The organism is Deefgea piscis (assembly GCF_019665785.1).
In the GTDB taxonomy this organism is placed as follows: domain Bacteria; phylum Pseudomonadota; class Gammaproteobacteria; order Burkholderiales; family Chitinibacteraceae; genus Deefgea.
The window spans coordinates 2,471,420-2,488,361 of sequence record NZ_CP081149.1 but is presented as its reverse complement, the minus strand read 5'-3'; the positions used below and the strand labels follow the sequence as shown (position 1 = coordinate 2,488,361).

The 16,942-nt window shown below is 49.0% G+C and carries 17 protein-coding genes, 3 pseudogenes and 1 other annotated feature; of the genes and pseudogenes, 5 read left to right on the top strand and 15 right to left on the bottom strand.

Annotated elements, in window-relative coordinates:
• Positions 1–25: 25 nt before the first annotated feature.
• The gene (locus K4H25_RS11420) at positions 26–436 is read left to right on the top strand and encodes a ribonucleotide reductase subunit alpha (protein ID WP_221020618.1); all 411 of its coding nucleotides are present in this window, start codon (positions 26–28) and stop codon (positions 434–436) included.
• A gap of 172 nt (positions 437–608) precedes the next feature.
• On the opposite strand, the gene arsB is transcribed toward K4H25_RS11420, so the two are convergent.
• From arsB to K4H25_RS11395, 6 genes and pseudogenes are all read right to left on the bottom strand, one after another.
• Positions 609–1,679 carry an ACR3 family arsenite efflux transporter gene (arsB, locus tag K4H25_RS11415; protein ID WP_221020617.1) on the bottom strand — a complete coding sequence of 357 codons (1,071 nt, stop codon included), beginning with the start codon at positions 1,677–1,679 and terminating at the stop codon, positions 609–611.
• A 122-nt stretch (positions 1,680–1,801) separates the two neighbouring features.
• Positions 1,802–2,266 (bottom strand): ArsA-related P-loop ATPase, encoded by a 465-nt coding sequence (locus K4H25_RS17195; RefSeq protein ID WP_445347051.1) that lies wholly within the window; start codon positions 2,264–2,266, stop codon positions 1,802–1,804.
• A 74-nt stretch (positions 2,267–2,340) separates the two neighbouring features.
• Positions 2,341–2,508: pseudogene (locus tag K4H25_RS17190) on the bottom strand (ArsA-related P-loop ATPase); the annotation flags it as partial.
• A gap of 87 nt (positions 2,509–2,595) precedes the next feature.
• Positions 2,596–3,609 carry a permease gene (locus K4H25_RS11405; protein WP_221020616.1) on the bottom strand — a complete coding sequence of 338 codons (1,014 nt, stop codon included), beginning with the start codon at positions 3,607–3,609 and terminating at the stop codon, positions 2,596–2,598.
• A 111-nt stretch (positions 3,610–3,720) separates the two neighbouring features.
• Positions 3,721–3,961: pseudogene (locus tag K4H25_RS11400) on the bottom strand (arsenic metallochaperone ArsD family protein).
• Positions 3,962–4,002: 41 nt separating this feature from the next.
• Positions 4,003–4,377, bottom strand: coding sequence for an ArsR/SmtB family transcription factor (locus K4H25_RS11395; RefSeq protein WP_221020615.1), 375 nt, complete (start codon positions 4,375–4,377; stop codon positions 4,003–4,005).
• 78 nt (positions 4,378–4,455) lie between these two features.
• On the opposite strand from K4H25_RS11395, the gene K4H25_RS11390 reads away from it, so the two are divergent.
• Complete coding sequence (locus K4H25_RS11390; protein ID WP_221020614.1) at positions 4,456–5,463, top strand: ArsJ-associated glyceraldehyde-3-phosphate dehydrogenase; 1,008 nt, start codon at positions 4,456–4,458, stop codon at positions 5,461–5,463.
• A 92-nt stretch (positions 5,464–5,555) separates the two neighbouring features.
• Positions 5,556–6,776: an organoarsenical effux MFS transporter ArsJ gene (gene arsJ / locus K4H25_RS11385; RefSeq protein ID WP_221020613.1), complete on the top strand. Its 1,221-nt coding sequence runs from the start codon at positions 5,556–5,558 to the stop codon at positions 6,774–6,776.
• 197 nt (positions 6,777–6,973) lie between these two features.
• On the opposite strand, the gene K4H25_RS11380 is transcribed toward arsJ, so the two are convergent.
• The 5 genes and pseudogenes from K4H25_RS11380 to K4H25_RS11360 all read right to left on the bottom strand — a co-directional run bounded on the left by K4H25_RS11380 (position 6,974) and on the right by K4H25_RS11360 (position 11,348).
• A complete protein-coding gene (locus K4H25_RS11380) occupies positions 6,974–7,405 on the bottom strand; it encodes a GNAT family N-acetyltransferase (RefSeq protein WP_221020612.1) in 432 nt (143 codons plus the stop codon).
• 317 nt (positions 7,406–7,722) lie between these two features.
• Positions 7,723–8,445, bottom strand: coding sequence for an SDR family oxidoreductase (locus tag K4H25_RS11375; RefSeq protein ID WP_221020611.1), 723 nt, complete (start codon positions 8,443–8,445; stop codon positions 7,723–7,725).
• A 119-nt stretch (positions 8,446–8,564) separates the two neighbouring features.
• On the bottom strand, positions 8,565–9,467 hold the full coding sequence (locus tag K4H25_RS11370; protein ID WP_221020610.1) for a LysR family transcriptional regulator: 903 nt from the start codon (positions 9,465–9,467) through the stop codon (positions 8,565–8,567).
• Between the two features lie 163 nt (positions 9,468–9,630).
• Positions 9,631–10,236, bottom strand: a pseudogene (istB, locus tag K4H25_RS11365) (IS21-like element helper ATPase IstB); the annotation flags it as partial.
• 24 nt (positions 10,237–10,260) lie between these two features.
• Positions 10,261–11,348 (bottom strand): IS3 family transposase gene (locus K4H25_RS11360; protein ID WP_221020586.1). Its coding sequence is split into 2 segments (ribosomal slippage): positions 10,261–11,096 and positions 11,096–11,348, totalling 1,089 coding nucleotides; the frame shifts between segments, so codons are not numbered across the junction.
• A 112-nt stretch (positions 11,349–11,460) separates the two neighbouring features.
• Here K4H25_RS11360 and K4H25_RS11355 point away from each other — a divergent pair.
• Both K4H25_RS11355 and K4H25_RS11350 read left to right on the top strand, forming a co-directional pair.
• Positions 11,461–12,090 (top strand): YagK/YfjJ domain-containing protein, encoded by a 630-nt coding sequence (locus K4H25_RS11355; protein ID WP_255587569.1) that lies wholly within the window; start codon positions 11,461–11,463, stop codon positions 12,088–12,090.
• Between the two features lie 154 nt (positions 12,091–12,244).
• Positions 12,245–12,472, top strand: coding sequence for a helix-turn-helix transcriptional regulator (locus K4H25_RS11350; RefSeq protein ID WP_221020608.1), 228 nt, complete (start codon positions 12,245–12,247; stop codon positions 12,470–12,472).
• A 287-nt stretch (positions 12,473–12,759) separates the two neighbouring features.
• Here K4H25_RS11350 and K4H25_RS11345 read toward each other — a convergent pair whose 3' ends face one another.
• From K4H25_RS11345 to tnpC, 4 genes are all read right to left on the bottom strand, one after another.
• The gene (locus tag K4H25_RS11345) at positions 12,760–13,338 is read right to left on the bottom strand and encodes a hypothetical protein (RefSeq protein WP_221020607.1); all 579 of its coding nucleotides are present in this window, start codon (positions 13,336–13,338) and stop codon (positions 12,760–12,762) included.
• A gap of 120 nt (positions 13,339–13,458) precedes the next feature.
• Positions 13,459–14,678, bottom strand: a protein-coding gene (locus K4H25_RS11340) for an IS3 family transposase (RefSeq protein ID WP_374706346.1) whose coding sequence is annotated in 2 segments (ribosomal slippage) — positions 13,459–14,399 and positions 14,399–14,678 — 1,221 coding nt in all. Because the reading frame shifts where the segments join, the coding sequence is not laid out codon by codon here.
• Positions 14,287–14,403, bottom strand: a sequence feature (AL1L pseudoknot). Its footprint overlaps the gene before it by 117 nt.
• Before the next feature lie 47 nt (positions 14,679–14,725).
• Positions 14,726–15,322 carry a KAP family P-loop NTPase fold protein gene (locus tag K4H25_RS11335; protein WP_221020605.1) on the bottom strand — a complete coding sequence of 199 codons (597 nt, stop codon included), beginning with the start codon at positions 15,320–15,322 and terminating at the stop codon, positions 14,726–14,728.
• Complete coding sequence (gene tnpC, locus K4H25_RS11330; protein WP_221020604.1) at positions 15,265–16,857, bottom strand: IS66 family transposase; 1,593 nt, start codon at positions 16,855–16,857, stop codon at positions 15,265–15,267. The genes K4H25_RS11335 and tnpC overlap by 58 nt, the downstream gene beginning before the upstream one ends.
• Positions 16,858–16,942: the final 85 nt, after the last annotated feature.

Sequence of the window (16,942 nt, the reverse complement as noted above, 5' to 3'; positions counted from 1 at the left end):
TTTATCACAACAGACTCTAGGGGATATGATGGATATTGCCAGCTTTACTGATTTATTGACTGCTGCTCGTTCCCAGCCGACACCGCAAAGGTTGTTGTTTGTATTTACGGGTGCGGGCCTGCCTGAGAATGCGACAGCTGAGCAAATTGCCCAGTTTTCTACCCAGCAAGCCGGTGAGTTAACGCCCTTGATGTATGTGGATAAATCGCCGCTAGAACTCAGCACATTCGCGGCGTTAACTGCTGAATCCATGCAGCTCGTTCCCGATTGGGATGTGGTGTTTGTGGCTGGTTTAGGTGGCAAAGGATTGCTAGCGCCGACCCATGATGAAATTGAGAGTGCATTTCAACGGATGATGGCTGCAATTCAATCGGGGGCGGTACAGCAATTTTTAGCTTTTCGCCGCGACGGTGAGTTAGTGCAGTTAGTCGTTTGACTGGTGAGTTGGATATTGTGGATGACGTTTTACCAGCCCAATACATGGAAAACACCGTGTGATTGGGTTTGGCACTGATCCTGATGTTTCCATTTTGAATGTTGGGTAAGTTAGGTAGCCTAGCCCTCGTATTTTCCAATCTAATTCCATTTTATTGAGAGTGTCTGCATGCTTAAGTTTTTAATGTGTAGTATTTACGTTTCATTTTGAGCGCCACATTCACCAAAGCAATCAGTACTGGCACTTCAACTAAGGGGCCAATTACCCCCGCAAACGCTTGATCTGAACTTAGGCCAAACACCGCAATCGACACCGCAATCGCCAGCTCAAAATTATTGCCGGTCGAGGTAAACGCGATCGACGCATTTTGTTCATAGGGCAATCCTATTTTCTTGCCGATGAAAAAGCTCACGAAAAACATCAGCATGAAATAGATGACCAGCGGGATGGCGATTTGGATTACATCCATCGGCAACTCAACAATCATTTCACCCTTCAAGCTAAACATCAGCACGATGGTCGCCAGCAAAGCAATCAGTGTGATTGGCGAAATACGCGGGATAAACACTGTGTTGTACCAAGCTTCGCCCTTCGCGGCGATTAGCCATTTTCGGCCCAAATAGCCTGCAAAAAATGGAATTCCAAGGTAAATCAGCACGCTTTGCGCAATATCCAAAATCGTAATATCGAGCGCAAAACCTTGCAGGCCAAACAGCGGCGGCAGCACGGTAATAAATAGCCATGCCATAAAGCTATAAGTCACAATCTGGAATATGCTATTGAGCGCAACTAGTGCAGCGCCGTATTCCTTACTACCGCCGCTAAGGTCATTCCAAACCAACACCATCGCAATACAACGCGCCAGCCCAATCAAAATCAGCCCGACCATATAGCCCGGCTGATCACGCAAAAACGTAATCGCCAGCACAAACATCAATATCGGGCCAACAATCCAGTTCATCACCAAAGACAACGTAATCGCCCGCTTATCGCGAGTGACTTCACCCAAAAGACTGTAATTTACCTTCGCCAGCGGTGGATACATCATTAAAATCAGACCAATCACCAGCGGAATATTGGTCGTGCCGACCGACATCGCTTCATTGAACTGCGCTACTTGTGGAAAAACCACGCCGATCCCAACACCAACTGCCATCGCCAGAAAAATCCACAACGTCAGGTTGCGATCCAAAAAACTCATTTTGTGCGATGTCGTTTCATCGGCGCAGGCTTTAACGTTCATGCTGAATACTCAAATAGTTTGAATTAAAGAGAAGATGTTGATGGGCGACCGTGTTCAGCCAGCTTTAAAAGTCGCGGCACACCAATAGGCTCGTCTCTCAGCAAAGGTATGACGGCATAGCGCTATGCGTGCTGATTCACCACTAAATCGATTTCACGCAATTCATTTTGGGCGCGTTGATGTAGCAAGGGCGACTTGGCGCCGGCCAATGCGATGCTGTTATTAATCACCCATGCCCAGGGATTAATCCCCGCGCGTTGCAAATCAGCCTGCAAATTGGCCGCTTCCAGCACGGGCGTGGTTTCGGCCAAGGTAACGAGCAGCACTTTGGTTTGCTTCGGGTCTTGCAATTGCATCATCGGCGTCAGGTAATGCAGCTTGGCTTGATCCATTTTTTTGCCGACTTCACGGTGATACGCGCCCGTGGCATCGAGCAATAGCAGCGTGTGGCCGGTCGGTGCAGTGTCAAAAATGATGTGATCAAAATCAGCGGTTTGTTTCGAGTCAATAAATAGCGCAGTGAACTCATCAAATGCGGCAATTTCCGTCGTGCAAGCGCCCGAGAGCTGCTCCTCAATGCCGCGCACGACCTCATTGGGCAAAACACGCCGCGCACCTGATCAACGATCCGATTGCGATAGACTTGCGCCGCCGCTTGCGGGTCGATTTCGAGCGCGGATAAGTTGGCTACTGCAGGAATGTCGGTGATTTGATTGCCAATCTTAATGCCGAATACTTGGCCGACATTGGATGCCGGATCGGTACTCTCTAATAAAATTCGCTTCCCAGAGGCCGCCAATTCAATTGCGCTGGCACACGCAATCGACATTTTACCAACGCCACCTTTGCCGGTAAAAAATAGAAAACGCGGTGGATTTTGTAAAAAGTTCATGGCTGTTCCTTGGAGGAATATGCACTAGAAAAAAGACGTCACCAGATAACCCATCATAACGGCCATACCCAAAATCACCGCTAGGAAGGCCGCAATCATTGGCGTTTTAAACATCGACTTGAGCAGAATCACCTCGGTAAGGCTGGCTCCTGCACTGCCAATAATCAGCGCCATCACTGCACCAATCCCCATGCCTTTGCCCAATAATGAAGAAGCTAAAGGAATTACCGCTTCTGCTCGGATATACAGTGGAATTCCAATCACCGCGCTCAACGGCACGGCAAATGGGTTGTCTGAGCCTGCATGTGCGGCAATCCATTCAGCGGGTACAAAGCCGTATATAAATGAACCCAATAGCACACCCAGTGCAAGATAAGGCAAAACTTCCTTGAATTGCTGCCATGCATCCAAACCCGCTTGGCGATAATTCAATCGTGAATGCTCGACTATGGTTTGATGCTGGCTATGCTCACTCTGTGAGCTAGAAGTTACTATTGAGTTACCCTTCACAGGCTTGCCAGTGCATCTTGAAGTCGATGCGGATGATTTATCAGGTACTGCGGGTGCGGTGCAGCATGAGGTTTTACGCTTGTTATCAGTAATCACATATCGCTCAAATCCCAATTTATCGAGCAACAAGCTGGCAAATAGAGATACACCTGCAGCAATAACGATGTAGGTGAGCGTAATTTCCCAGCCAAAACTCACCCACATCAAGCCGACGATAATTGGATTAAGCAAGGGTGATACAAATAGGAAAGTCAGTGTGGGGCCAAAACCCGCCTTGGCCGATAATAAACCGCGTAACATCGGAATCGTTGAACAGCTACAAAATGGGGTCAGCGAACCCAGTGCGGTCGCAATCAAATAACCTTTACCTTGACGTTGCCCTAGTACCTGCTGAATTTTTGCATTCAAAAATTTTTGGCGAGCCAGAGCGACGCCAGCACTGATGATTAAGAATAAAACCGATAACTCGACAGCCAGAAATACAAACATGTTTGATGCATCTGATAGCATCGTTGCCCACTCATTCATTTAACTTTACCTCTTTGCTGGCAATATTTATTCACCAGCAATTTAATTCATTAACAACTTCGCGAGCCGGAACAGCATTTTTTTGGCGGCTGAGCAGTAGTCTCAGGTAAATCAAGACCTGAAAAGCGCGCCAACTCTGCCCGAGTCGGATAACGCCCCTACCAAAGCTATTTCGCCATCGACCAGAACGACAGGAAGTGCTTCAGCGCCAGAGCGCACTAAAAAAGCTTTCACAAGGTCATTTTCTGCAAACGCCATCGGCTGAAGCATTCACCAAAGCTTGGTCCACATCCTCACCGCACACGCCAGAGCTACAACACAAGGAAGGGTCAAAAATTTGTATCTTGCTCATGATTTTTCTCCAAATAGCATTTGTGAAACGCGGCCGACAGACTACTCAGTTTTAGCTTCGGGGCAGCACAGCGAAGGCAAAGCAGCGGGTGAGCAGCTCGATTGATTGCGTAACTCAGCACATTGTTCGGGCTGCCCTTCACAACACTCCTCAGTTAAATAGGCGATCAAATCCAGCATCAAGCTGAAATTGGCGCGGTAACGCATATAGCGGCCCTCTTGCGCTACCGTCACCACATTGGCCTGCGCCATGGCTTTGAGGTGAAACGACATATTGGTTGGCGGCACACCGAGTGCATTCGCAATTTCGCCAGCTACCATGCCAGCATGACCTTGGCGCACTAATAAACGGTAGGCATCCAAGCGGATACCCGATGAAAGTGACTCGAAAATCGTCGTCGCAATTATTTTTTCCATAATTCAACTATACAACAATGTTTGAAATATTGTATTGTTAATATCAACAGTATCAACTTAAATCCGAGGACAGCACAAATGAGCATCAAAGTAGGCATTAACGGCTTTGGCCGCATGGGGCGTTTAACACTGCGCGCGGCTTGGGGCTGGCCAGAGATTGAATTTGTGCAGATTAACGATCCGGCGGGTGATGCGGCAACCTTGGCGCATTTGCTCAACTTCGACTCTGTGCACGGCCGCTTTGCGCATGAAGCCAGCACGGATGGCGATGACATTGTAATTGGGAATTCGCGCATCAAAACCACGCGCAACAAAGTCATCGGCGAAACCGACTGGTCGGGCTGCGATGTGGTCATTGAAGCATCAGGCAAAATGCGCACGGTGGAACTGCTGCAAGCTTACTTAGATCAGGGCGTGAAACGCGTCGTTGTCACCGCGCCAGTGAAAGAAGCGGGCGTACTCAATGTCGTCGTCGGCGTGAATGATCACTTGTTTGATCACGCCATTCACCGCATCGTCACGGCGGCGAGCTGTACGACCAACTGCCTCGCGCCAGTGGTGAAAGTGATTCACGAGCAGCTTGGCATCCGCCACGGCAGCATGACGACGATTCACGATTTGACCAATACGCAAACCATCATCGACGCGCCGCACAAAGACCTGCGTCGCGCCCGTTCGTGTGGCACGAGTTTGATTCCGACTTCGACGGGATCTGCGACTGCGATTACCGAAATTTTCCCCGAACTCAAAGGCCGCCTGAATGGCCATGCCGTGCGCGTTCCGCTGACCAACGCTTCGCTCACCGATTGCGTATTTGAGCTAGAACGTGCCACCACGGTGGAAGAGGTGAATGACCTACTGAAAACCGCGTCGGAAACGTATTTGAAAGACATCTTGGGCTATGAAGAGCGCCCGCTGGTGTCGGTCGATTATCGCGGCGATGCTCGATCAAGCATCATCGACGCACTATCGACGATGGTCATCAACGGCACGCAGCTCAAACTGTATGCGTGGTACGACAATGAATGGGGTTATGTGAATCGTACGGCCGAGCTTGTTCGACAAGTTGGCTTAGCTGATCAATAAGTTGTAGCAAATATTCTATCTGGTATTGCCCTGTATCTATTTTAAATAAAAGACTACAGAGCAATACCCATCACATGACTTGGGTTCTCATCATGCTTTCCAGCCTTTCGCCTGCTATCCGCCAATACCTCATCATCACCGGCAACTACTGGGCATTTACGCTGACTGATGGCGCTTTGCGGATGTTGGTGGTGCTGCATTTTCATCAGCTCGGCTTTAGTCCGCTCAATATCGCGCTGCTATTTTTGTTTTATGAGGTTTTTGGCGTCGTCACGAATCTGGTCGGTGGCTGGCTGGGTGCGCGCATCGGTTTGAATAAAACAATGAATATTGGCCTTGGGCTGCAAGTGATTGCACTGTTGGCACTCACGGTACCGACCGCAATGCTCACTGTGCCGTGGGTGATGGCGGCGCAGGCTTTATCGGGCATTGCTAAAGATCTGAATAAAATGAGCGCGAAAAGTAGTATTAAAGCGTTGATTCCGGCTGGCAGCGCTGCGGCCGAGGGTAAATTGTTTCAGTGGGTGGCGCTGCTAACGGGTTCTAAAAACGCGCTCAAAGGCGTCGGCTTTTTCATGGGCGGCGTGTTGCTAGCGACTTTGGGTTTTGCGGGCGCAATGTGGGTGATGGCGCTGGTGCTGTTGATGGTGTGGATTGCTAGTCTGTTGAGCCTGAAAGCGGATTTGGGTAAGGCAAAAAATAAACCCAAGTTTGGTGATATTTTTTCGAGTAGCCGTGCGGTGAATATTTTGTCAGCAGCCCGCTTGTTCTTGTTTGGCGCACGCGATGTGTGGTTTGTGGTGGCGCTGCCGGTGTTTATGGCGACGACTTTGGGTTTGGCTGATTGGGCCGTGGGGACGTTTTTTGCCTGCTGGGTGATTGGTTACGGTGTCGTGCAATCGATTGCGCCGTATTTGACAGGTAAAAAAACTGGCAAAGTACCCGATGGCCGCGCTGCCATGCTGTGGGCGATTCCGCTAGCCGTATTAACTGCAGGTATTGCCTTGGGCGTTAATTCAGATCATGGCTTGGAGGTCATACTGCTTGGTGGGCTGTTATTATTTGGCGTGCTGTTTGCGATTAATTCATCATTACATAGCTATTTGATTGTCAGCTATGCCAAAGAGGACGGTGCATCGCTCGACGTTGGTTTTTACTATATGGCCAACGCAATGGGGCGGCTGATTGGCACGGTGTTGTCGGGGTGGGTTTACCAAACGGCGGGATTGGCAGCGTGCCTCTGGATATCGGCGGCTTTTATTGCCTTAGCTGCGCTCATTTCATTGGGATTGCCTCGGCATTCAACAATTTAAACGATGAACTGTGCTGCTAAATACGGATACTTAAGCGCTTAGATGTCCTCGAAGGCCGAGTCACTCGGACAGAGACGCACCATGATGAAGGCCGCGACCTCAGGGTTTGCGGCCATTTATTTTCGAACGTTGTCATTAAAGCATCGGCTAATGCCGATACAAACACGCCGAAAAATGAAGTAGCAAATATATATCACTCAGCGTGTTAGTTGCTTTGATAGAAAGGCTGAGGATAAAGGGCAAAGACCAGAAAACTGGCTTGTGGCCTGAATATCTAGTGGAGCCATATTGCGTTCAGTGGCCTGATAGCGGGCATTAAGAAAAAACATCTCAGCCGTATTCGTTAGCAGATAGAGCGTTTTTACACCCTGCTGTCGGGCTAGATCCTCAGCGTATAAGACAAGTGAGCTAGCCAATCCTTTGTCACGAAAGTCTGTGGCGACGGCCAACGAGCGCAACAGGCCTACCTTATCGAAAAACTCTAAACCAATAAGTGCAATCAACTCATTGCTGTATTGTATTCCATAGAAAAAAGGTGGATTGTCTGCCGAGATATCACCACTTTTTAAATTGCAAGACGCCAGTAGTTGCGTAATTTCTGCCAAATTATTTATCGGTTTTATTTGCATGGTGGTTTTCCAAATTGAATAGTTGAACTTAAAAAAACCAAAGCCGGCTTAATTTTAATTAAGAAATGTTGTCTTTTTTCGAGCACCTTGCTCTAAAGCAGGTCTTCTCCAATGCATGTATGAACGTACCAACTCTGGTCGACAATTTCGCGTATCACTAAAATATCAGCTACGGCTGGAGTGTCGATGCCAAGGCTAAAAATCGAAAGGCCGCAATCTATCAGGTTGCGGCCTTAATGATTTGTGATGAATTCTTGTGCTGCTCGGGCAACGCAAAAATCAGAAACACAATAATCCTAAAGCTTTCTTGTACGTACTTATGCCCATGAACTGCCACCATTTAGATGCAGTACTTCACCGTTTATATTTGGATTGCGCATTAAAAACAAAGCCGCATCAGCAAAATCCTCAGGCATGCCCAGGCGTTTTAAGGGTTGGGCGTTTGCTAGTTCATTAATTAATTCGCGGTTGTTGCCAAGCATGTCGGTGAGCAAGGGGGTATGCATTGGACCTGGGTTGATTACGTTGATACGACGGGGGGCAATTTCACTAACTAGGCTATGCGCTAGCGTTTCTACTGCTCCAGCAGCGACCGCTGCCAGTGATTTTCCTGCTTGTGGGCGCTGGGTCACCATGCCTGAAGTCAGTGTGATAGACCCCGTGCTGGCAAGACGTGGCGCTGCGGCTCGTAAGCTGTGTACGCTGCCCCAGAAACGGCTATCCAGATTGGCTTGCAGTGCTTCAATAGGGGCATCGAGTAGCCGCCCTGGTCGAATAACTGCCGCAGTAATTAGTAAATGATCAAGTGACGGAATCGCAGCAAAAAATTGTTGAATTGATGTGGGGTCTAGCACATTAAGTGTACGTCCAGTGGCATGCTCTCCAAGTTCGGCGAGTGCCGCTTGCAGTTTTTCCTTATCTGCACCGCCAATAATGACCCGAGCTTTTGACTTAATGGCCGCGTGTGCGGTGGCCAGCCCCAGCCCTGAACTGCCGCCGATAATGACGATGGTTTGATTGTGTAAAGTAGTTGAGGTCATGACTTTCTCCAGACATAAGGGGAAAGATCATGTTAATGCGTTGATTGATTCTTAAGAAGTGAGTTTATTTCCCATATTGAGGAATTAAATTCCCTAGTTAGGATTTAATTTGCGCTGATTCACCAAGGGTTTGCCTGGCAATGTGTAATGAGATGATTGATGGTTAATCTTAGTCGGGCAGGCAGGTAGGGCCGAGCGATCCAAAGTAGATGAATCGGTCGACCTGGGGGTGTGCTTGATGTCAGCAAGGGCTGTAATTGGCCAGTTGCGATAGCATCTGCTGCCAGCCAAGTTGGCAGGCGAGCGACGCCCAAGCCAGCCACTGCGGCGTCTAGAATGGCCTGTGCGTCATCCAGTGCCAAGGCTTCAAACAAGGGGAAATCTTCTAATTCGCCATACTCATTGCATAACAGCCAGTGCTGGCCCGGATGGCTGACGATGCAGCGGGTTTCACTTAGCTGTTTGGGCGAAAGAATCGGTGATTGTTTAGTTAAAAATGCAGGAGATGCATACAGCTGCACGGTTTGTATTCCCAATGGTCGGGCGATCAACTGCGCCGAGTTGGGTAGCTGGCCAATTCTAACTGCGAGATCGATACCATCTTGTTGTAAATGCTGCAGTTCATTGGAAAACTGCAATTCTAATTGTAAGCCAGTGTGGGTATTTGCTAATTCCAGTAATGCGGGGAGAATCCAACACCTGCCAAATAAGGTAGGAAGGGCAATACGTAAAGACCCTGTCAGGCCGTTTTTACTATCCAGTAGCGCTGCTTCGGCCATTTCAAGTTCGTTCAGTGCTTTTAGCGTGCTCTGGAAAAAACGGGCGCCTTCCTGTGTGAGCTTCACTGAGCGGGTGGTGCGTTCCAGTAGCTGCACGCCAAGACGTTCCTCAAGGCGACGGACAGCTTTACCGACAGCTGATCGGGTGAGCGCCATACGCTCGGCTGCCGCAGTAAAGCTGCTGCATTGGGCTACCTCAATGAAAGCCCGGATGCCTTGTAGCCGTTCAGAAGAGATATTCATGAGTATTCCCTAGTTTGGGACCACTTTTGGCGCTGCTATATTTTTAAGGCGCTTTGTATATGCAGGCCCGTAAAACGGTGTGTTAATCAACCTGGGTCTGGCAGATAAATTCAGCTTTCACGTGTGTTGAGGCGTACTGCTTTTCTCCTCTTTTTTACAAGCTTTAAAATAATTCGTCGGCGCTGCTTGGCTGCTCTTTTTGTCGCTCTCTTTCCTGTATTTTAAGTTTGGCACTGGCGCTACTTTGCTTAAAGCGCCATGACTCATTACCTGTTTCGATGATATGGCAATGGTGCGTCAGCCGATCCAGTAAGGCCGTGGTGAGCTTAGCGTTGCCGAACACATTAGGCCACTCCGCAAAGGTCAAATTGGTGGTGATGATCACGCTGGTGCGCTCATACAATTTGCTCAGCAAATGAAACAGCAGCGCACCGCCCGCTTGTGAGAAAGGTAAATAGCCCAATTCATCCAGAATCACCACGTCCATATGCATCAGGCTATACGCCAATTTACCTTGCCTACCTGCAGCCTTTTCTTGCTCAAGTCGGTTGACCAATTCCAGCGTGGAATGGAACCGTACCCGTAATTCTTGTTGTTGGATGCCTGTGATGCCTAGCGCCGTCGCCAGATGCGTTTTGCCCGTTCCTGTACCGCCAATCAATACGATGTTATGGGCTGCTGCGGCGTATTGACCTTGGGCGAGCTCACGAATTAAGCTTTCATCAACTTTGGATTGGCTAAAGTCAAAGCCCGCGGTAATCCCCCCACTTTTAAGCTCACTTAAAAGTAGAGGTCAGGCATGTAATGCCAGTTTTTGTTTCGGGGTGATGCCACCCAAACCCATGTGCGGGCGCTCGTTGTTGTAGCTCCAAAGCCATTGCGTGGCAACCTCTTGCACTTCAGCAAGACTTTCAAAGTCATCGCAAGCCAGCCATTCATGCCGCACGGTCCGATTATAGCGCTCGATATAGGCATTTTGCTGGGGATTGCCCGGCTGAATATACGCCAATTCAATTGAATGTTGTTCCGCCCAGTTTTTTAGCAACTGGCTAATATATTCAGGCCCATTATCTGAGCGAATCCGTTTTGGCTTGCCTCGCCATTCAATGATTTGATTCAAACTACGCACCACGCGCTCGGCCGGCAAAGAGAAATCAACATCAATCGCTAAACCCTCCCGATTAAAATCATCAATCACATTAAACAGGCGAATGCTGCGGCCATCGGCTAATTGATCGTGCATAAAATCCATCGACCACGTTTCATTGATTTTCTCAGGCACTGCTAATGGTGCTGGCGTTGCACGAATTAAGCGTTTATTAGGCTTAATTCGCAGATTTAATTCTAAATCGCAATAAATCCGGTAGACCCGTTTGTGATTCCAAGACTTTTTCTTGACGTTTCGTAGATGCAAAAAGCACAGACCAAAGCCCCATGTGCGATGAACTTGGGTAAGTTGCAGTAACGAATCGGCAATTTTTTCATTTTCTGCGTCTAGTTTTGCCACATAGCGATAACAAGTCGTGCTGATCATAAAGCTAGCGCAAGCTGCACGAATCGAAACGGCCTTTGATTCAACGGCCCAGCGCGCCATCTCACGCCGCTGAGATGGCTTCACCACTTTTTTGCCATGGCTTCCTTGATGATGTCTGCCTGCATTTGAGCTTCGATATACATCTTTTTAAGGCGCTTGTTTTCATCTTCCAGCTCTTTCATGCGCGTCATCATCGAGACGTCCATGCCGCCAAACTTAGCGCGCCACTTATAAAAAGAGGCCGAGCTCATGCCGTGTTCACGGCATAAATCAGGAACAGTGGAGCCGGCTTCGGCCTGCTTTAAAATCGCCATAATCTGGCTGTCAGAATAACGTGCTGCTTTCATGTAGAAGCTCCTCAAAGACTGCGAGAAAATTCTACTTAAAAATGAGCTGGTTTGGTGGGGGGATTACCCTGCAGAAAAATTTAATCAATCGCTTTTCGATTTACGTGAATATGTGAAGCGTGCTGACTTCAAAACACGCTGTGATCAGTGGTTTACGCAGTCAAGTAATAGTTTTCGCAGCACAAAGACGTATATCGAGTATTTATTTGAACGATATGCACGCTTGTTGGTTATTCGATTGGATTTTGGTTTTCGGGTGGGTAGCGAGCTGAGATCAGATCTTCTTCAGTGTCGGGAGTGCTTTCAACGGATGCTGAATAATCGAGAACATAACTCATTGTTTAAAAATCAGGTTGGCTATATCTGGCGCTTGGAGTACGGCGAAAAGAAAGGCTGGCATTACCATTGCATTTTTTTCTTTGATGGTTCGAAAAGTCGGCAAGACATTACGCTGGGTGATGAAATCGGAAGCTACTGGATGAATGCGATTACAAAAGGACAGGGAACGTATTGGAATTGCAATCGCCACAAGGAGCGTTATGAGTTATTTAAAACGTTGGGTGTTGGCATGGTTTATTACAAAGATGAGTTAAAGCGCGAAAAGCTGCTGCAAGCTGCAGCGTATCTTTGCAAAATTGATCAATTTTTACGGCAAGCATTACCAGAAGGTGTCGAGGGGGTACGTACTTTTGGTCGAGGTGAAATTTCAAGTAGGGCCGCGAATCAAGGACGCCCTAGGTAAGAGCAGCAAGAGCCTGAGGCAGTATAAAAAATACTGACATGGGGAATGATCTGAGAGGTATTGCAATTCGTTTTTAGCTAGCCAAAACAGCGCGTGAAAACACGCTTTGGCCGCTTGCAAGCCGCTCTCCATCAACCCCTGTAAGGAGAGAGCTATGTCTGCTCAGATCAACCAACCTATTCGCTTTATTCGTTTGCCAGAGCTTTTGAAAATGGTATCCATGGGGCGCACTACGCTGTATGACAAACTTGATGAAAAATCAAAACGCTACGATGCCACTTTTCCAAAACCAATCAAAGATGGCAGTCGGGTTATGTGGATCGAGCATGAAGTTCAGGCTTGGATTGAGAACTTAATTCATCGGTCTCGTGCAGGGTGCTAATGGTGTACAAATTAATCAAATCTGAGCTGAATTACGTACTTCTGAAGGGATAGCCATTCGTATTTATCCGATTCGCCACCAGTAACTAAGTGGATCGCCTCCAGATCGTTTGACTGTAGAAAACAACAAGCCTATTTAAATCATGGGCTTGCAGTTGCCATCATTCAAACTGAGTGAGGCGACCGTACTTATCTAGCAACTTGAAGACCCCCGACCCACTGCCTAAGCTAGTTTATCGACAACATGGGTCACGGGATCCAACCGCAGTCGCATAGTGATTGAGAGATTTATTTGGAACTTCCCATTGATAAGGTGCGAAGAGTATTGTTAATAACATCAACCCTATAATTATCACTCAACCGATAAAAACCGCTCTCAAATGCCCCTGTAGTTATTTCGCCCCACCTTTTTTTGATTTTGTCATCCATACTGCGGAACGCATTAGGGGTATTAGGCGCATCGATCACTAACATGGCTAATAGAGCCTGAGATCCAAACGGCAAGTCGCTTGCAAAATCTTCAAAATTAAAATGACCTAACGATTGAGCAACAGCCTCTGGTGAATATGACCCCTTTAGAAAACTCTGGGCTAGCGCAAGAAGGAAGCAAGCACAATAAATCGCGTAAACATATAGCAATAGGTAACCGAAAATAATTTTGCTATCCTTGTTGCCTAACCCCCTGTTATTGGTGAGTACCTGATATATTTCTAAATATTTGACAAACGTTTCTACTTCGCGAAGTGACTGTTCACGAGCCGTAATGAGACTTTTAACTACATTCAGGACGCCATCTTCAGCTATCCCGCTGTCCTGCAGCAATTTACTGCCTAGTACCAAGTTTACAAAATGGGTTTGCGCAGCCAAACCTTTATCAACTCGATATGGGTCTTTATGTTCAGCTGGTAGCCTGAAGCTGAAAGCGATAAATTTGTCGAGGTAGCGCTGTGAATCGCACCGGGTTTCGCGGAGGCTGTTTGGTTTGAGTCAGACCAACATGGCCTGCTCGCTTTGATTACGATAATAATTTGCTTCTGCTTCCGCAGGTGGAATGTGGCCAATCGACCCAAGCAAACGATGCTGATTGAACCACGAAACCCATTCTAATGTCGCTATCTCCACAGATTCTAAACTTTTCCAAGGACCCAAACGATGAATCACTTCAGTTTTGTAGAGTCCGTTAATCGTCTCGGCCAGCGCATTGTCGTAGCTATCACCAGTCGTGCCCACTGATGGCTCGATACCCGCTTCGGTTAATCGCTCGGTATAGCGAATCGAAACGTATTGCGAGCCACGGTCGCTGTGATGAATCAATGCTTCGCGCTCTGGCTGGCGCGCCCAAAGGGCTTGCTCCAATGCATCCAGCACAAACTCGGTTTGCATGTTGCGACTAACTCGCCAGCCCACGATATAACGAGCGAAGACATCAATCACAAACGCCACATACACAAAGCCCTGCCAAGTCGACACATAGGTAAAATCCGACACCCAGAGCTGGTTTGGTCGTTCAGCCACGAATTGTCGGTTTACATGGTCAAGCGGGCACGCAACAGCAGGGTCTGGACGTGTGGTGCGCACCGTTTTACCACGCGATATGCCGCGCAAACCGAGGCTGCGCATCAAACGCTCAACGGTACACCGCGCGACAAGATGCCCATCGCGCTTGAGTTGCCGCCAGGCTTTGACGGCACCATACACCTGGTGATTCTCTTGCCAGACGCGCGTAACTTCACCGCTCAGTTGCTCGTCACGAATGGCGCGCTGGCAACGCAATGCGGGATTACGCAACCGAGCGGCATACCGTCGATAAGCAGACGGAGCGACCTGTAATAGCTTGCAGATCGGCTCGACCCCGTGCTGCTCACGGTGGGTATCGATGAATCCTCTTACGATTTCAAGCGGCGGTCGAGCTCCGCCTGTGCGAAATACGCGCTGGCCAGGCGCAGAATTTCATTGGCCTTTTTAAGCTCGCGCACTTCGCGCTCTAAGGCTTTGATGCGTTCGCTCTCTGCGGAGTTTTTGTTGGCTTGAACGCTATCGCCACCTTGTCGACGACACCAGGTGCGCAGCGTTTCGGGTGTGCAGCCTATTTTGCTGGCGATGGAAACGAGGGTTGCCCATTCAGATGGATATTCGGCAAGGTGCTCAATGACCATGCGAACGGCCCGCTCGCGGACTTCAGGGGAAAATGGGGTAGATTTTTTCATGGCACTATTCTCTCAAGAGTTAGTGCCTCCGCGAAACCCGGTGCGATTCACTGTGCATCGACCTCGTTGCCATAGCAATGATTGATTGCGGCCTTTAATTGCTGAGTGTTCGTGATTAACACAAATTGCACCCCATCAATGTCAAAAATATGTTTGATTATTTCCAGCATTGATAGAGCAAAGTCAGGGCGACAACGATCTAGTTCGTCAATGAATAGGACGATGGGTTTATCAGCAGCTATTGCAGCAAGTGCGTCTTGCAGAGTGCGTATGCTTTGCTCTGCCTTCATGTGATCTTGAAGTAAAGATTCTGTTGTTTTGTCTACAATAGTTTCTCCTGTCGTTTTCAGAGCATCTTCCAAGTCCTCTCCAAGTTCCACTGCATCTTGTTTGAGCGCCCAGCCAATCAATGCCTTACCGGCGGTTTTCATCCCGAAGCGTAATGCGGGTAGTGCCTTGCTGATTAAAGCGGGTCTTTCTGTCTCTGGCAACAGAGACAGAATGGCCGCTAGTAGGGTCATTAATGGCTGATCAGCATGATCAGCACGAAATGCGTAAGCGCTCAGCCGCTCCACCGCCTTGACGCTTAAGTTTCTGCTAGCGCTCTTAGCGGTAATAATTCGTCGATGCGGCTGTTCGGCCAAGTGGGGAGCTTTTCTAGGGTGTCGGTGAGCCAGGCCATCGGGTCAAGGTCGTTGAGTTTGGCGGTGCCCAGTAGCGTTTGAATTGCGGCAGCGCGTTGACCGGCGCGCTCGCTCCCCGCAAATAACCAGTTCTTTTTGCCAATCGCAATCGGCCGAATGCTGTTTTCGACCGGATTGTTATCGATTGGCGCGATGCCGCTTTGGGCGTAGCGTTCAAGCGCCGTCCAACGCCGTTGGCTGTAAATGATCGCTTTCGCGAGTGCGCTATTGGGCGCAACTTTGCTACCGGTTTCATCCAGCCAAATTTTGAATTCGAGCAGTTTAGGTTGCGCTTGTTGCTGCCGTAGCGCTCGGCGTTGTTCGGGGTTTAAATCTTTGGCCTGCGCTTCTAGTGCATACAATTCGCCAATTCGACGCAGTGCCTCTGCGGCAATCGGGCTGCCGTTGGCTTGATGCAATTCGAAGAATTTGCGCCGTGCGTGCGCCCAGCAGCCCAGCTCAATCACGCCGGTTTTGAACAGCGCTTTGTAGCCGCCATAGTCGTCGACCATCAATTGACCTTGCCAATCGGCGAGGAAATCTCGGACGTGTTGACCCGAGCGACCACCTTGATAGTCGAACAAAATGATCGGCGCACTGCCACTCAAAGGCGTATTGCGATACGCCCATAAATACGCGGTTTTGGTTTTGCCTTTGCCCGGATCAAGCTGTTTGACTGGCGTTTCATCGGCATGCAGCACCGTTTCGCCTTTCAATCGTTCACGCAATCGATCCGCCAATGGCTGCAACCACCAGCCAACGGTGCCTACCCAGCTGGCCAGCGTGGTTTCCGCTAACGGCACTTCGCTGCGTTCAGCGATTTGTCGTAGCCGATACAGCGGTAAATGATCAATGTATTTGCTGACCATCACCCACGCCAAAGTGGCCGCAGTGGGTAAACCGCCATTGATGATCGCCGCCGGAATCGGCGCAGCGCTCATCGTTTGGCAGCTGCGGCAAGCGTATTGCGGGCGAATGTGGCGCAACACGCTAAACACCGCCGGTTGCACATGCAGTTGCTCGCTGATGTCTTCGCCGACTTTAACTAAACCCTGACCACATTGGCCGCAACTGCATGATTCAGGCTCGTGAACCATATCGGTACGCGGCAAATGCGCCGGTAAGGCTTGGCGACCTGCGCGAATGCGTGGCTTTTTATCGCTGACCTCGGGGGTGTTGTTGGCTTGCTCGGCGGCGAGTTTGGCTTCCAGCGCCGCCATATCGGCATCGAGGGCTTCTTCAAACAAATCTCGCTGCTCGCGATTCATCACTTCGGTCTTAGCGCCATAACGCATGCGGCGCAGATAGGCCAATTCCATCGTTAGCGCTTCGATGGTTTGCGTTTTATTTTGGATGTCGGAGACGTATTGTTTGAGTTGTTGATCTTGCTGAGTGACTAATTCAGTATGCTGAGCAAGGAGTACCGACTGCGCCAAAATCGCCGCGCGGACTGCGGCGGGTAGGTTTGAATTGGCGAGTTCTTGAGCGAGATCCATGCTTTGATTTTACTGGGTATTGCCATACAAATCATATCCTTCATGATTTATAGGGTAATACTGCGACAACTATTTTATCCATCCG

Excerpts from the sequence above, each read along its gene's own strand:
- K4H25_RS11420 (WP_221020618.1), top strand. The coding sequence starts at position 26 with ATGATGGATATTGCCAGCTTTACTGATTTATTGACTGCTGCTCGTTCC.
- arsB (WP_221020617.1), bottom strand. The coding sequence starts at position 1,679 with ATGAACGTTAAAGCCTGCGCCGATGAAACGACATCGCACAAAATGAGT.
- K4H25_RS11405 (WP_221020616.1), bottom strand. The coding sequence starts at position 3,609 with ATGAATGAGTGGGCAACGATGCTATCAGATGCATCAAACATGTTTGTA.
- K4H25_RS11395 (WP_221020615.1), bottom strand. The coding sequence starts at position 4,377 with ATGGAAAAAATAATTGCGACGACGATTTTCGAGTCACTTTCATCGGGT.
- K4H25_RS11390 (WP_221020614.1), top strand. The coding sequence starts at position 4,456 with ATGAGCATCAAAGTAGGCATTAACGGCTTTGGCCGCATGGGGCGTTTA.
- arsJ (WP_221020613.1), top strand. The coding sequence starts at position 5,556 with ATGCTTTCCAGCCTTTCGCCTGCTATCCGCCAATACCTCATCATCACC.
- K4H25_RS11380 (WP_221020612.1), bottom strand. The coding sequence starts at position 7,405 with ATGCAAATAAAACCGATAAATAATTTGGCAGAAATTACGCAACTACTG.
- K4H25_RS11375 (WP_221020611.1), bottom strand. The coding sequence starts at position 8,445 with ATGACCTCAACTACTTTACACAATCAAACCATCGTCATTATCGGCGGC.
- K4H25_RS11370 (WP_221020610.1), bottom strand. The coding sequence starts at position 9,467 with ATGAATATCTCTTCTGAACGGCTACAAGGCATCCGGGCTTTCATTGAG.
- K4H25_RS11350 (WP_221020608.1), top strand. The coding sequence starts at position 12,245 with ATGTCTGCTCAGATCAACCAACCTATTCGCTTTATTCGTTTGCCAGAG.
- tnpC (WP_221020604.1), bottom strand. The coding sequence starts at position 16,857 with ATGGATCTCGCTCAAGAACTCGCCAATTCAAACCTACCCGCCGCAGTC.